This window comes from Adlercreutzia aquisgranensis (genome assembly GCF_943193145.1).
Taxonomy (GTDB): domain Bacteria; phylum Actinomycetota; class Coriobacteriia; order Coriobacteriales; family Eggerthellaceae; genus Xiamenia; species Xiamenia aquisgranensis.
The window spans coordinates 1-14,967 of sequence record NZ_CALPDA010000020.1 but is presented as its reverse complement, the minus strand read 5'-3'; the positions used below and the strand labels follow the sequence as shown (position 1 = coordinate 14,967).

The 14,967-nt window shown below is 66.8% G+C and carries 13 protein-coding genes; 12 read left to right on the top strand and 1 reads right to left on the bottom strand.

What is annotated here, in order from left to right; translation table 11 throughout:
* Positions 1–335 precede the first annotated feature (335 nt).
* Positions 336–818, bottom strand: a complete 483-nt coding sequence (locus NFR41_RS10340) for a GNAT family N-acetyltransferase (RefSeq protein WP_251231785.1) — start codon at positions 816–818, stop codon at positions 336–338.
* Positions 819–1,035: 217 nt separating this feature from the next.
* Here NFR41_RS10340 and rpoN point away from each other — a divergent pair, with 217 nt between their 5' ends.
* The 12 genes from rpoN (at position 1,036) to NFR41_RS10280 (ending at position 14,583) form a co-directional block, all read left to right on the top strand.
* Positions 1,036–2,655 carry an RNA polymerase factor sigma-54 gene (rpoN, locus tag NFR41_RS10335; RefSeq protein ID WP_251231784.1) on the top strand — a complete coding sequence of 540 codons (1,620 nt, stop codon included), beginning with the start codon at positions 1,036–1,038 and terminating at the stop codon, positions 2,653–2,655.
* Positions 2,656–2,716: 61 nt separating this feature from the next.
* Positions 2,717–4,783 carry a sigma-54 interaction domain-containing protein gene (locus tag NFR41_RS10330; protein ID WP_251231783.1) on the top strand — a complete coding sequence of 689 codons (2,067 nt, stop codon included), beginning with the start codon at positions 2,717–2,719 and terminating at the stop codon, positions 4,781–4,783.
* A 9-nt stretch (positions 4,784–4,792) separates the two neighbouring features.
* Complete coding sequence (locus tag NFR41_RS10325) at positions 4,793–6,517, top strand: hypothetical protein (protein ID WP_251231782.1); 1,725 nt, start codon at positions 4,793–4,795, stop codon at positions 6,515–6,517.
* A gap of 27 nt (positions 6,518–6,544) precedes the next feature.
* Positions 6,545–7,057 carry a nuclear transport factor 2 family protein gene (locus NFR41_RS10320; protein ID WP_160212731.1) on the top strand — a complete coding sequence of 171 codons (513 nt, stop codon included), beginning with the start codon at positions 6,545–6,547 and terminating at the stop codon, positions 7,055–7,057.
* 97 nt (positions 7,058–7,154) lie between these two features.
* The gene (locus NFR41_RS10315) at positions 7,155–7,613 is read left to right on the top strand and encodes a peptide deformylase (protein WP_251231781.1); all 459 of its coding nucleotides are present in this window, start codon (positions 7,155–7,157) and stop codon (positions 7,611–7,613) included.
* A gap of 141 nt (positions 7,614–7,754) precedes the next feature.
* The gene (gene accB / locus NFR41_RS10310; RefSeq protein WP_251231780.1) at positions 7,755–9,656 is read left to right on the top strand and encodes an acetyl-CoA carboxylase biotin carboxyl carrier protein; all 1,902 of its coding nucleotides are present in this window, start codon (positions 7,755–7,757) and stop codon (positions 9,654–9,656) included.
* On the top strand, positions 9,656–11,008 hold the full coding sequence (accC, locus tag NFR41_RS10305) for an acetyl-CoA carboxylase biotin carboxylase subunit (RefSeq protein WP_251231779.1): 1,353 nt from the start codon (positions 9,656–9,658) through the stop codon (positions 11,006–11,008). The genes accB and accC overlap by 1 nt, the downstream gene beginning before the upstream one ends.
* A complete protein-coding gene (locus tag NFR41_RS10300) occupies positions 11,005–11,352 on the top strand; it encodes an Asp23/Gls24 family envelope stress response protein (protein ID WP_160212735.1) in 348 nt (115 codons plus the stop codon). The genes accC and NFR41_RS10300 overlap by 4 nt, the downstream gene beginning before the upstream one ends.
* Positions 11,353–11,369: 17 nt before the next feature.
* Positions 11,370–11,903 (top strand): transcription antitermination factor NusB, encoded by a 534-nt coding sequence (gene nusB / locus NFR41_RS10295; protein WP_251231778.1) that lies wholly within the window; start codon positions 11,370–11,372, stop codon positions 11,901–11,903.
* The gene (locus tag NFR41_RS10290; RefSeq protein WP_251231777.1) at positions 11,896–12,135 is read left to right on the top strand and encodes an exodeoxyribonuclease VII small subunit; all 240 of its coding nucleotides are present in this window, start codon (positions 11,896–11,898) and stop codon (positions 12,133–12,135) included. The genes nusB and NFR41_RS10290 overlap by 8 nt, the downstream gene beginning before the upstream one ends.
* An 18-nt stretch (positions 12,136–12,153) precedes the next feature.
* On the top strand, positions 12,154–14,037 hold the full coding sequence (dxs, locus tag NFR41_RS10285) for a 1-deoxy-D-xylulose-5-phosphate synthase (RefSeq protein WP_251231776.1): 1,884 nt from the start codon (positions 12,154–12,156) through the stop codon (positions 14,035–14,037).
* A 15-nt stretch (positions 14,038–14,052) separates the two neighbouring features.
* Entirely contained in the window at positions 14,053–14,583 is a 531-nt protein-coding gene (locus NFR41_RS10280) for a GNAT family N-acetyltransferase (protein WP_251231775.1), read from the top strand.
* Positions 14,584–14,967 lie beyond the last annotated feature (384 nt).

The window sequence follows — 14,967 nt, the reverse complement described above, 5'->3', positions numbered from 1 at the left end:
CTCCGGAGGAGTTCCGGAATCAGTCCCTTGCAGCTTAGTCTTTATTAGCCCGTCTAAGAACTGGGGTGCAGTTCACTGCAAGCCGGGCTCCTTCCTTTTCCGCCCCTCTTTTCAGCGCGCCCCGTCAGCCGACCCGTCAGCCGCCCCGCTGCTCCGCCCCCGTCGGCCGGGCGGGAGCCCGCAAAATCGGCAGGTTCGTGAGCTTTTTCTCCCCAAGCTGCCGATTCTGTGGGCTGCCATCGTCTTTGGGGGCTGTGCGCGCGACAGAAAGGTGCGCGACAGAAAGGTGCGCGACAGAAAGGTGCGCGACAGAAAGGCGCGCAGCAGGGGGGCGCCTAGTCCCACACCATGGGCTGGGGGGCGCACCCGGCGCGGTCGGGGCAGTCCACGCAGTCGCTGCTGATGTCGAGGGCGATGTCCGACCAGGAGGTCTCCCTGCAGCCCAGCGACTCGTAGAAGGGCACCGCCTCGCCTCGGGCGACGAAGCGCAACGTCCCGAACCGTTCGTGGGCGAAGGTCATGAGCGCCTGGCCCACGCCCCCGCCTTGGGCGCTCGCATCCACCACGATGGGGCAGATGTAGTCGCGGCCTGCGCTGCGCACGATGCGCACGAAGCCGAGCACGCCGGCGCTCTCGCCTTCGCCGCCTTCGCCCTTTGCCGCATCGGACGCGCCGTCCTCCACTGCAACGAAGGAAACGCCCCGGTCGGAGAGCGCTCCCATCCCCGCCTGCAGCGTAAGGCGGGCGATGGCCGAGCTGTGCTCGCTGCCGGATTCGACGATGGCGTAGGTGGGGGATGCGGGCGATTGCGCAGCCATGAAGCCTCCTTGACCGCAAGGTGGCGGAGTACTAAGATGTGTTCCACCAAAGGGCGATAGCAAAAAACGTGCTAGTTTTGCCAGAAGTGTACCCATTCGCGTCGTTTGTTGAATAACTGACAACCCAGTATCCAGCAAAGGGGAGACGAACGGCGCTTTTGGCGGCACGAGCGAGCTGTGGGCCCTTTCCACGGGACGACCCAGACGGGGAGGTTTCATGCACGGTGCTGCAAGCTCGGGCGTACGGCTCCAGTCCGCTTCTCGGACCACCGTCGCGCCGAAGAACCATCTGGCTCCCAGCGCCATCCACGGCCTCGAAGTGCTCTCCCTGCCCGTCACCGCCCTCGATACCTACATCTCCAAGGCCGTCGAGCAGAACCCGCTGCTCGAGCTTGACTACGCCACAAGCGACCTGTCCTTCGGCGAGCTTTCCCTGCGCGATGATGATCAGCCGGAAAGCGACCTGAACTACGATTCGGCGAACTGGTACTCGGGCCATGGCGACATCGAGCACAACCGCGCCCAGGTCCGCGACGGCTCGAACGACTATCGCGACGGCGCGCTGGCGGCGCAGGAGGGCTCGCATGCCGACGACTGGAGCCACCGGAAGGACTCCGCGTTCGAGCCTCGGCCGGGCTCGGGCGGCAGCCGCGATGACTCCTTCGACGCCTCCTTGACCAACGTCGCGTTCCACGACCGCGCCCAGGCCCGCGGCTTCGGCATGGACCTGGACGCCCGCCGGCTGCGCGACGACTGCTGCCAGACCGAGACCTTGGCGAGCTTTCTGCGCATGCAGGTGGACGGGCGCAACCTCCCGGACGCAACCTACGAGCTGGTGCTCGCCGTCATCGACTGCCTCGACGACAACGGCTACTTCGCCGGAAGTCTTCATCGGCTGGCCCACGAGGCGCAGGTGCCGCTCGAGGACGCCGCATCGGCCCTGGCCGCCGTCCAAGGGCTGCAGCCCCGCGGGGTCGGTGCCAGGGACTTGGCCGAATGCCTGGCCCTGCAGCTTGCCGGCGAGGACAACGTGACGGTGCTCGCCCGCCGCATCGTGACCGAGAGCCTGCAGGATCTGGCGGACAACCGCACCACCCAGCTCATGCGCACCTACCGGATAAGCCTTGACGAGCTGGGCGAGGTCCGCCGCCTGATCTGCGAGCTCAACCCGCGCCCCGGCTCATCGTTCTCCCAGAGCCGCGACACGGTCTACGTCATCCCGGACATCTCCGTCGCGCGCACTCCCGCGGGCTTCTCGGTGCGCGTGCTGGGCGAGCTTGCGGAGCGGGTGGTGCTCTCGAAGGACTACGCCCAGCTCGCGCAGGACGCGAAGGACGACTCGGGGGCCAGCGAATGGCTTTCCAGCCATGCCGAGGACGCCAAGCGGGTGCTCGCCAACATCGAGCAGCGCAGCCAGACGCTGTTCCGCTTCGGGACCTATCTGGTGGAGGCGCAATTCGCCTTCTTCGCCGAAGGGGAACGGGCGCTTCGGCCCCTCACCATGCAGCAGGCGGCCGACGCCCTTGGCTTCAACGTGTCCACCATCAGCCGCATCGTCGCCGACAAGCACGTGCTCACGCCGTGGGGCACCTACCCGCTGCGGTTCTTCTTCACCAGCGGCATCAGCTCGAGCTCCCGGCCCGGCGCGGCCGTCTCGTCCGTGGCGGTGAAGACGCGCATCCGCGACCTGGTGGCCCAGGAGGACCCGCGCAAGCCCCTGTCGGACGCCGCCATCACCGACCTGCTCAACAACGAGGGGGTCGACATCAAGCGCCGCACCGTCGCGAAGTACCGCGAGGCCCTTGGAATCGGGCGGCAATCCCAGCGGCGACGGTAGGGAATCGCCCGCATCCGTGGTAAAGTGTGGTGCGGCGGAAACGGGGAAGAGAAGAGGTGCGATGACGCAGACGACCGAGCATGCGCTTGAGGCGTGGAAGACCTTCGTCAGTACCGGCGAGATCCTGCAGGACAAGGTTCGGCCCGAGATCGCCCTTTCCTGGAAGCGCTGCCGCAACGCGGGGCTGAACCCCTGGTCAAGCGATTTCGCCAAGGAGAACTCGGCGCTGCTGCAGGAGAAGCGCCTGCGCTACAAGCCCTCGCTGGCGGCCACCCAGCCCGTCATGCGCTTCATGAAGGTGCTGCTGGGCTGTAACGTCTCGCTCATGGACGGCGAGAACTTCGTTTTCGAGCTGATCAGCCCCCTGAACACCTACTCGCGCACCTTTGGCACGTTCATGCGCGAGGCCGAGGTGGGCACCGGCAACGCCACCTTGGTGTGCTCCGAGAAGAGGCCCGTGCGCATCGACGGCTTCGAACACTACCGGGCCATCGCCCAAAGCTACTCCGGCGTGGCGGCTCCTTACCTTGACGGGAAGGGCCATTACTTCGGTGCCCTCAACTTCAACAGCCCCTTCGGATTCCTGCCGCCCAGCGCTCTTGACCTGTGCGTGCAGAGCGTCGAGCTCACCAAGGCTCTCTACGACATGGGCCCGCGGGCCAGCTCGGTGCTCACGGTTGACTTCTTCAAACCTCTGCTGTCCCTGTACGAGGGGCCGGTGGTCGCCGTGGACGGGAAAGGCCGCATCCTGGTAGCCAACATGGCCATGCGTCCCTACATGCCCGACTGGGACAAGTACTCTTACGGCACGCAGTCGCTATCGGCCTACCTGAGCGACTCCTCGTTGCTGCGACAGTTGCTGGAGCTGCCCGACCGCATGGAGGAGCCCCTGCCGGTGGCCTTCAAGCCGAAGCGCTCGCGCGGCGCCCTGGAGTTGTCCCTGGTCCGCCACGGGAAGGTGGAGCTCGACGGCGCCGAGCCGTTCATGCTGCTGGTGTTCGAGGCGCCCTCGTCCCCGGCCGACGAGATTGCCCCCGGCGCCAGAAAGCCGGCGAAGGCCGTGGCCAAGGCGGTCAAGCGCCGCGAAGCCGAGATCATGCCGCTGGGCGAGGGCGAGGTCGACTACATCGGCGAGAGCGACGAGTGGAAGGCGGTCGACCGGCTGGTGCGCAAGGTGTCGCCGGTGAAGACCAACGTGCTGCTGCTGGGCGAGACGGGCACGGGCAAGGAGGTGGTGGCCCGCGCGCTCCACCGCCGCAGCGGCCGCACTGGCGCCTTCGTGGCGGTGAACTGCGGCGCGCTTCCCCGCGACCTGCTGGCCACGGAGCTGTTCGGCTACGAGGGCGGTGCGTTCACGGGAGCTCGCGAGGAAGGGGCCGTGGGCAAGTTCGAGTTCGCCGACGGGGGCACGCTGTTCCTGGACGAGATCGGCGAGATGCCGGTGGACATGCAGGTGAGCCTGCTGCGCGTGCTCCAAGAGTCCAGCGTGACGAAGCTGGGATCCAACGACACCAAGCCCCTCGATCTGCGCGTCATCGCGGCCACCAACCAGAACATCCAGCGGCTCATAGCCGAGAAGAAGTTCCGCAGCGACCTGTACTACCGCCTGAGCATGGTGGAGATTCACCTTCCGCAGCTGCGTCGGCGCCTGGACGACGTGCCGCTGCTGGTGGACTACTTCAACGCACGGCTCTCCCAGCAGCTCAACGTCCCCCTGTCCGGCTTCCCCGAGGCTACTATGCGGGCACTGCAGTCCTACAGCTGGCCCGGCAACGTTCGCGAGCTGCGCAACGTGGTGGAGCGCTGCCTGATCATGGAAGGCGAGGGCGCCAATGTGGGCATCTCGGCGCTGCCGTTCCACATAGCCGGCGCGGCGAACCAAAGCCACGACGGCCCGGCCGGCGCCAGCGTGGCCGACGCCGACGACCATCTGGAGGGCCTGAAGCTGTTCGAGGCTCGCGCGAGGCTGCGCGAGCTCGTGGGGCGCTTCGACGGGGACCTGCCGAAGGTGGCGGCTCATCTGGGCGTGGACGAGGACGGGCTGCGCGATCTTCTGGGCAAGCTGGGCATGAAGGCGCGCATCGTTCTTGACGAGGACGACGATATAGCGGCGTTCGTCCGCTTCTAGGGTGTGCGCATGAAAGGAAAGTCCAGGACTCTTGCCGGGGTGATTCTCGCCGCCGCCGTCGTCGTGGCGGTAGCGACGCAGCTGGGGCCGGCCGACGAGTCCACCTTCGCGCCCTCGCCGCTCTCCCAGGTGGTCGGCCAGGCGCAGAACGCCCTGACCGGCGGCGAGCTGCCTCTTCCGTTGGATATGCCCCTTCTAGAACCGGTCGCCGACGAGCCCGACCAGCAGGAGGGCGAGCAGGAGGAGCCGCCCCGCCGCCCGACGTCCTACAAGGCGGTTCGGGAGTTCAGGGAGGACGGCCTGATCCAGGGCGAGACCATCGAGTCGACGGGCACCGACGAGAGCGCCGTCGCAGTGCTCGACGACCATGCGCAGGTGACGTTGCTGGACGTGACCGTGGAGCGGCGGTCCCCTTCGAGCACCGGAGGCCTGCTGGCTGCCACCTACGGCGTGGGCTCGGCGCTTCTGGTCGCCCCCGGCCAGCTTCTCGTCGGCGGCGGCACCGTAAGCACCAACGCCGACGGCGGCACGGGGCTGTTCGTCCTGGGGAAGAGGAGCGAGGCCCTCATCGCCGACAGCGCCGTGTCCACCCAGCAAAGCGCGTCGGCCGGCCTTGCGGTCGTCGAAGGGGCGTCGCTGTGCTCGTGGGACGTCCAGGTTCGCACCGAGGGCGAGCAGTCGCCGGCGGCGGTCGTGGGCAATGAGGGCGGCTCGCTGGTGCTTCAGGGGGGCACGCTCATGACCTCGGGCAAGGAGTCGCCGGTGCTGTCGAGCAAAGGCGACCTGACGGTGCTGGACGGCTCCCTGTCCGCGGCACGGTCTCATGCCGTGGAGGTCGAGGGAAAGAATGCCGTGCGCCTGTTCGACTGCCTTGTGTCCAGCAGCCCGCGCAGCAGCGCCGACGACGACTGTCGGTACAACGTGGTGCTCTACCAGGGAAGCGAGACGGACACCTCTACGGGGCGCACGACGTTTCACATGGTGGGCGGTAGCCTTTCATCCCGCGAGGGCGGGCTGTTCTACGTGACGAACACCCAGGCCACCATCGTACTGCAGGCGGCGGACCTCTCGTTGGCCGACGACGCGTTCTTCCTCCGCTGCAGCGGCAACACCGGCGGCAGGGGATGGGGCAGCGCAGGCGGCAACGGCGCCGTGTGCTCGCTGACGGGCATCGGCCAGCTGATGGAGGGCGACATCCTGTGGGATTCCCTCAGCCAGGTGACGGTGTTTCTGACCGAGGGAAGCCAGCTGGTGGGCGCGGTGGGCAAGGACGACTCCTTCGCCGGCAACCCCACCGCCGCCATGGCGAAGGGCCAGGCGAACCTGATCATAGACAAGAGCAGCTCCTGGACGGTGACCGGCGACAGCACCCTAAGCTCGCTTTCCTGCGAAGGCGTGCTCTCCGACGCCGAGGGCCGTCCCGTTACCATCAAGTCGCCCGAAGGCGCTACGTTCGTGAAGGGCACGAGCCCCTACACCATCACCGTCACCGACTTCAGCATCGTGGTGGACGCGAGCTCCGCCTCCCAGCCCGACGTGCGCGCCGACTACGAGCTGGAGCGGCCCGAGGTGCTGTCGGCGACCCTGGAGGAAGACGGCTCCGGCGAGGAGACGCAGGCCGCAGCCGCCGAGCTCGTCGATGGCGACGGGGGAGAGCCCGCGATGACGTCGGGCGACGAGGAGCGGCAGTCCTCTGTCGAAACGGAAGATCACGAGGCGGCCGGCGGAGAATAGGCCCAAGCCGCGAATGGGAGGGAAACCATGGATCGGGATCTGTGGCCGGCCGACGGGGATGCCGCGCCGGCCGAGGAGCGGCTCGCCGCGTTGGAGGCCGTGCGGGCCGTGACGGATGTTGCCTATCGCTACGCCCGGTTCGTCGACGACCAGGACGGCCTGGGGGTTGCGTCCCTGTTCCTCGACGACGGCCTGCTCTTCCCGCAGCCCGGTGTAGAGCCGCTGGCGGGCAGGGCCCTCATCGGCAAACTTTACGGCAAGCTGCTGCCGCAGATGACGTCTTCCACCCATGTGGTATCGAACCCCCAGGTGACGCTTCTGTCCGCCGACCACGCCGTCCTCGAGTGCGTGCTTTGGGCTTGGGAGGGCTTCTCCGACAAGCCCTCGATGCCCCCTGCGGACCGCTACACCTTCGGCCGCTACCGCATGGAGATGCGCCGCAGCGCCCAGGGCGGCTGGCTTATCGGGCGCATGGACATCATCTTCGCCGGCCAGGCCGACTCGGGCCGCTTCGCCGAGCATCTTTCCGGGCGAAGCTGAGCCCTTCGCGTTGTTCGCTGACCGTGGAGTTTGTGGTCGCGTCATCGAAAGACTGCTACCATGAACCGGCAACCCGCACGTTTAGGAAAGGAACCCCATGATCAAGGAAATCGTGACCGACGCGGAGGCGCTGTCCGCACCTGCCCAGCCGGCCACCATCGACGACGTTTCCGTGGCGATCGATCTGCTGGACACCATGGCCTCCTTGGAGAACGCCGCAAGCCTGGCCGCCAACCAGATCGGGTCCGACAAGGCGGTCATCGCCTACCTGGACGAGCAGGACAGCCCCCACGTGATGATGAACCCCAAGATCTTGCGGGCGCTGGGGCCCTATAAGGCCGAGGAGTCCTGCTTCTCCCACGAGGCCATCTCGAAGGTCACCCGCTTCGCCCGCATCGAGGTCTCCTACGACGAGGTGTCCGAGGCGCTGCTGCATCCCGCCGACGAAGCCGCCCCGGCCGACGCCCAGCTCGTCCGCCGCAAGAAGCGCCTGGAGGGTTGGGAGGCGGAGCTCGTGCAGCACGGCATCGACCACTGCAAGGGCAAGCTGGTGTAGGTTTGGCTCCTCTCATCGTGTAGAATCGGCGCCTCTGCCATGCGGGGGCGCCTTTTCATCTATAATGCGGGTTTCATCGCGCTCTTCGCGGCCCGATGGCGAACCTTGCAAATTTCCATCTCTCGAAGGAGGTACGGTTTCGTGGCAAAGCTCCAAATCATGGACACCACCATCCGCGACGGCCAGCAGAGCCTGTGGGCCACGCGCATGCAGGTGGGGGATATGCTGCCCATCCTGCCGGCGATGGACCGAGTGGGCTACTGGGCCATCGAGGCCTGGGGAGGCGCCACCTTCGACACCTGCCTGCGCTTCCTTGACGAGAACCCGTGGGACCGCCTGCGCTCGATCAAGGCGCAGACCCCCAACACCCCGCTGTCCATGCTCTCGCGCGGCCAAAACCTGGTGGGCTACAAGCACTACTCCCGCGAGATCTGCAACCGCTTCATCAAGGCCGCCAAACGCAACGGCGTGCACGTGTTCCGCGTGTTCGACGCCCTGAACGACATCCGCAACGTGGTGGACAACGCCGAGGCCATCAAGGAATGTGGCGGCCACTTCGAGGGCGCCATCTCCTACACCATGTCGCCGGTGCACACGCTGGACAGCTTCTTGGAGTACGGCCAGCAGCTGAAGGACCTGGGCGCCGACTCCATCGCCATCAAGGACATGGCCGGCATGCTCACGCCCTACCGCACCGAGCGCATGGTCAAGGCGTTCAACGCCGAGATCGGCCTGCCGGTGCACATCCACTGCCACTATGTCGGCGGCATGGCCCCGGCCAACATCATCAAGGCCGCCGAAGCCGGCGCCGCCATCGCCGACACCGCCTCCGCCCCGCTTGCCTTCGGCAACTCGCACCCGGCGGTGGAGATGATCGTGGCCGCCCTGCAGGAGAGCCGCTACGACACCGGACTCGACCTGAACCTGCTGTTCGAGATCGCCGAGTACTGGGAGGAGATGCGCAAGCGCGGCCACTACAAGCGCGGCGTCTCCTCGCTCATCCATATGCAGGTGTACTCGCACCAGGTTCCCGGCGGCATGATGAGCAACCTCATCTCCCAGCTGGAGGTGCAAAACGCCCGCGACCGCCTGCCCGAGGTGATGAAGGAGATTCCTAAGGTGCGCGCCGAGGTGGGCTACCCGCCGCTGGTGACGCCGCTGTCGCAGATCGTGGGCACCCAGGCGGTGTTCAACGTGCTCACCGGCAAGCGCTGGGGCGTGGTGTCCAAGGAGATGAAGGACTATATCTGCGGCTACTACGGCAAGGCGCCGGGCCGCATGGACAAGAGCATCGTGGCGAAAGTGGTGGGCGATTCGGCCATGCTGCCGCCCGACGTGGCGCCCGGCTCTCTTGTCACTACCACCTACAACCAGGTTGCCGAGGAGATCGGCGATCTGGCGAAGACCGAGGAAGACGTGCTCATGTACGCGCTGTTCCCCAACGAGGCGCGCACCTTCCTAAGCAAGCACCGCACATCGGAAAAGGTCGACTTCCTCATGCAGGAGGAGTCGAGCCAGACCAAGGAGGACGATTACGTGGATATCAACCAGATTCGCGAACTCGTGCGCGTAGCCGAGGAGAGCGGCGTGGGAGAGATCGTCGTCGAGGAGGAGGGCACCCGCATCGCTGTGCGCATGCCCGGTGCCGCGCCCGCTGCTCCTGCTGTTCCCGCTGCAGCCGCCGCCCCTGTGGCCGTGGCCCAGACCCAGGCCCAGGCCCAGGCACCCGATTCGTCGGCGCCGGCCGACGACGGCATGGCCCGTCCCGCCAACTGGTACTGCGTGACCGCCCCCATGGTGGGCACCTACTACGCGGCGCCCGCTCCCGGCGAGCCGCCGTTCGTGTCCGTGGGCGACGAGGTGGCCGCCAACCAGACGCTGTGCATCGTGGAGGCCATGAAGCTCATGAACGAGATCACCGCCGAGCAGATGGGCACCGTGCGCGAGGTCTGCCTGGAGGACGCCTCCCCGGTTGAGTTCGGTACGCCGCTGTTCTACGTGGAGCCCCACGGCGCTCCCGCCCCGGCTCCGGAGACTGCCTAATGTTCGACAAGATCCTTATCGCCAACCGCGGCGAGGTGGCCCTGCGCGTCATGCGCGCCTGCAAGGAGCTGGGCGTGAAGACCGTGGCCGTCTACTCCACGGAAGACGCCGACACCTATCCGGTGGCCTACGCCGACGAGGCGGTCTGCATAGGCCCCGCCCAGGCGGCGAAGAGCTACCTGGTCATGGGCAACATCATCCAGGCCGCGCTCAACACCGGCGCCCAGGCCATCCATCCCGGCTACGGATTCCTTGCCGAAAACGCCGACTTCGCCCGCGCCTGCCTTGAGAACGACCTGGTGTTCATCGGCCCGTCCCCCGAGTGCATCGAGCGCATGGGCGACAAGAGCTCGGCCCGTGAGACCATGCGCTCCTGCGGCGTGCCCACGGTGCCCGGCTCCGACGGCTGCCTTGACACCGTGGAGGAGGCCCGAGCTTTCGCCGAGCGCGTGGGCTACCCGGTGCTCATCAAGGCCACGGCCGGCGGCGGCGGCAAGGGCATGCGCGAGGTCCACGACCCCGACCAGCTGGAAGCCCAGTACAAGGCCGCCCGCACCGAGGCCGGCGCCGCCTTCGGCAACGACGGCGTGTACCTGGAGAAGCTGGTGCTGCGACCGCGCCACGTGGAGGTGCAGGTGCTGGCCGACGACTTTGGCAACCGCGTGGCCCTGTGCGAGCGCGACTGCTCTGTGCAGCGCCGCCATCAGAAGCTTATCGAGGAGGCGCCCTCCCCGGCCCTCGACGACGATCTGCGCCGGGCCATGGGGGTAGCCGCCCTCAAGGCGGTGCGGGCCGTCGACTACCGCAACGCCGGCACCATCGAGTTCCTGCTGGACACCGACGGCAGCTTCTACTTCATGGAGATGAACACCCGCGTGCAGGTGGAGCACCCGGTCACCGAGGAGATCACTGGTACCGACATCATCAAGGAGCAGCTGCGCATCGCCTCCGGAGAGCCGATCAGCTGCGCCGGTCGCGCGCCGTTTCATCCGGCGGGTCACGCCATCGAGCTGCGCATCAACGCCGAGGACCCCGAGTTCGGCTTCCGACCCAGCCCCGGCACCGTCACGCGCTTCGAGCCGCCGGCCGGCCCGGGCGTGCGCGTGGAGAGCTACGTGCGCAGCGGGTCTCGCATCTCGCCGCACTACGACTCGCTGGTGGCCAAGCTCATCGTGCATGGCCAGGACCGCGAGGAGGCCCTGGCGCGGGCCCGTCGCGCTCTTGACGAGTTCGTCATCGAGGGCATCAAGACCACCATTCCATTCCATCGCCAGGTGTTGGATAATGAGGTGTTCAAAGCCGGCGATGCGCGCACCGACTTCATCGAAACGCAGATGGGAGATTTGCTATGACCGAGTTGAGCATGAAGGGCATGACGCTTGCCCCCGGCGTGGTGGAGACCATCATCTCCATCGCCACCCAGGAAGTTGAGGGCGTGGCCTTCGTCGGGTCCGCCGCCGAGTCGGCCATCCGCCAGATGTTCACCGCCAAGCCCAGCACCCAGGGCATCGGCGTGGACATGGAGGAGGACGAATCCGTGCAGGTGGTCGTCCATATCGACGTGCTCTACGGATACTCGCTGCCCCAGGTGGCCGACAACGTGCGCCGCTCCATCGCCGATGCGCTGGCAACCCAGGTGGGCGTCCGGGTTGATTCCGTCGACGTGTACGTTGACGGCATCAAGTTCGCCCGCTAGGCGAAGGCGGTTCATCCATGGCATCACGAGACAGGCTTGCCGTTCAAGAGCGTCCCGCCGCCCGGCGCTGCGCCTTGCAGGTGCTCTACACCGCCGAGATACGTGGCGAGTCGCCCTCTAAGATCATCGAGGGCGAGGCGTTTCTCGGCGAGGACGAACCCAGCGACTACGCCTCGATGCTGGTGCAGCGCTGCGAGGCCCATCGCGTAGGCATCGACCAGCAGCTTGCGAGCACCTCCGAGAACTGGTCGCTGGCGCGTATGCCTGTGGTCGACCGCTGCATCCTGCGCATGGCCGTGTGCGAGATGCTCTACGTGGACGACGTTCCCATCTCGGTCAGCATCAACGAGGCGGTGGAGCTGGCGAAGGCCTTCGGCGGCGAGGACGATTCCCCCCGCTTCGTGAACGGCGTGCTCGGGCGCATCGCGCGATCCCTGGAGCAGCCGGCCGCGTCCGCGGAAGGGGGCGCAGCACCGCAGGGCGACTCGCAGCCGGTCGCTGCGCAGACTGCCGAGCAGGCGCCGAGCGAAAAGGGCGAGGGCGATGAGTAAGGTCCAGCCGAGCAGCTTCGACGAGGCGAGCGAGCGCATCGCCCAGATCGTGGAGGCGGTCTCGGATGCCGATGCCCCCTTGGAGTCGCTGCTCGAGCTGTTCGACGAGGCGGCCAGCTTGGGGTTGGCGGCCAGCGACCTTATGAACCGCGACATCACGGTACCGACGGAGGGGGTGGGCGAAGCCCCCGAGAGCGGCGACGAGCCCGTTCGGGGAGAAGGCGTCGCCTAAGCGCAAGAGAGGTGTTCCATGGAGGGAAACCGCATTCTCGATGTCGTCACCTCGCCCAGCGACCTGAAGGCGTTGTCCGACGAAGAGCTGTCCATCCTCGCCTGCGAGATACGCGAGCAGATTCTCGAGACCACGGCTTGCACGGGCGGTCACGTGGCATCGTCGCTGGGGGCGGTCGAGATCATCTTGGCGGTGCACTCCCTGATCGACTGCCCGCACGACCGGTTCGTGTTCGACGTGGGGCACCAGTCCTACGCCCACAAGCTGGTGACGGGCCGTCTCGACGAGTTCCGCTCGCTGCGCACCTACGGGGGGCTGTCCGGGTTTCCCAAGCCCGAGGAAAGCCCCTTCGACGCCCATCCCTCCGGCCACGCCTCCGATTCCCTGTCCGTTGCCTACGGCTTGGCCGAGGCGCGCGATCTGCGAGGCGACGAGCAGAAGATCGTGGCGCTCATAGGCGACGCGTCCCTGGCCGGCGGCATGGCCTTCGAGGCGCTCAACCAGATCGGCCAGTCCCAAACGCCCATGGTCATCATCCTCAACGATAACGAGATGTCCATCTCCCGCAACGTGGGCGCGCTCATGAAGCACCTCGGCTACATGCGCACCACCGCGGAATACCGCCAGGCGCGCGACAGCATCCAGGAGCGCATGGAGAAGAACGGCCCCGTAGCGCGGGCGCTCATGCAGATCGGGCGCAACGTGAAGGATTCCATGAAGCACATGGCTATCCCGCGCTCCATGATCTTCGAGCAGCTGGGCATCCTGTGCACCGCGCCCATCGACGGGCACAACATAGGGCTGCTCAAGGAGACCTTGGCCGTGGCCCTGGCCGCCGACTGCCCGGTGCTGGTGCACGTGGTCACCAAGAAGGGCGCAGGCTACGCCCCGGCCGAGCGCGACCCTGAGACCTTCCACGGCATAGGGCCGTTTGACCTTGACACGGGGCTCGCCGTGAAGAAGCCCGTGGCGCCCCCCTCCTACACCTCTGTTTTCGGCCAGGCGCTTGTGCGCGAAGCCGAAGCCGACGAGCGCATCGTGGCCATGACCGCCGCCATGAAGGGCGGGACCGGCTTGAAGGAGTTCGCGGAGCGCTTTCCGGAGCGCTTCTTCGACGAGGGGATCGCCGAGGAGCATATGGTGGCCATGGCGTCGGGCCTGGCTTTGGGGGGAGCCAAGCCGGTGGTGGCGGTGTACTCGACGTTTCTGCAGCGGGCCATCGACCAGATGATCATCGACTGCTGCCTGCCCGACCTCGACGTGGTGTTCGCTATCGACCGCGCCGGCGTGGTGGGGGAGGACGGCCCCACGCACCACGGCATGTTCGACCTGGTGTACACCCGCATGGTCCCGCATATGAAGGTGCTTGCTCCCTCCGACGAAGCCGAGCTGATCCATTGTTTGCATACGGCCCTGGCCCTGGGCGGCCCCGTCTCCGTGCGCTACCCGCGTGGCGAAGGCCAAGGGGTTGCGCTGCCCGATAAACCGGAAGTGCTGCCCGTGGGAGAGTCCAAGCTCGTCCGCGAGGGGACTGATATTGCTATCCTGGCATTCGGACGCATGGTGTCGCCGTCCCTCGAGGCGGCCCGGCTGCTCTCCGAGTCGGGCATCGAGACACGCGTGGTGGACATGCGCTGGGTGAAGCCGCTCGACCGCCAGGCCATCCGCCGCGCCGCCCAAACCCAGCTGGTGGTCACCGTGGAAGGCGGCGTGGTCGCCGGAGGCGCTGGCGAGGGGGTGCTCGCCGTCATGGCCGAGGAGGGCTGCCTTGCCCCTGCGCTGAACCTGGGCATCGGGGACAGGTTCATCCACCAGGGCAAGACCGACCTGCTGCTGGCCGATTTGGGGCTCGACGGCAAGGGTATCGCCGAGGCCGTGGAGCAGAAGTACCTGTCGCTTTGATTGGAGGATTGCATCGTGGACGTGCGCTTCGTTCCCGTTGAGACCGCCGAGGACCGCTGCCAGATCGCCCAGCTTGCTTCCCGGATATGGAACGAGTACTGGCCGGCCATCATCGGCCAGGCGCAGACCGACTACATGGTGGAGAACTTTCAAAGCCTTTCGGCCTTCGAGCGTGACATGGCCGAGCACGGCTACGAGTACTGGTTCGTAGTGGCCGACGGCGAAGATGGGCAGCCCCAGGTGGTGGGCTATACGGGCGGTCACGAAGAACCCGAGACGAACCGGTTCTTCATCTCGAAGATCTACCTGCTGGCCCCGCACCGGGGCCGCGGTTTCGCCCGTCAGGTGGTGGAGTTCTACGACCGGTTGTGTCGCGAGCGGGGTCTGGGCGGCATGTACCTGACGGTCAACAAGCACAACGAGCTTGGCGTGCGCGCCTACAAGGGAACGGGCTTCGCGGTGATCGACGCCGTGGAAACGGACATAGGCGAAGGCTTCATCATGGACGACTACGTCATGGAGCGTCCCGCGGGGCTGCGGGCCTGACCCCGCTTTGTCCGCCGCCGAGCCGCAGCCCGGCGCGTCAACGATCCGGCGACTACGCCAGCAGCACCCGCCTTGCCGTGCGGGTGCTGCTGTTTTCCGGGCGGACGACTCGGCGCCGGCCCTTCGATGCGCGGTTATGGTGACCTTATGGATGAGGAAATAGTTCTTGCGCCTGCGGGAAGGGAAGAGTAATCTACTAACTCGCGCTTGAGGAGAGCGCATCGCCGCCCCGGAGGGCTGGAAAGAAATTTCCGAGAATCCGAAAATCACCCCTTGACGGGGAGGCGGCGGCAGGGTAGAGTATCTCCTTGCGCGTCTCGCGAGGCGGGGCGCGGCGGGAACCTTGACAACCGGATACTGTGGACAGGAAGACATAAGCCGAGC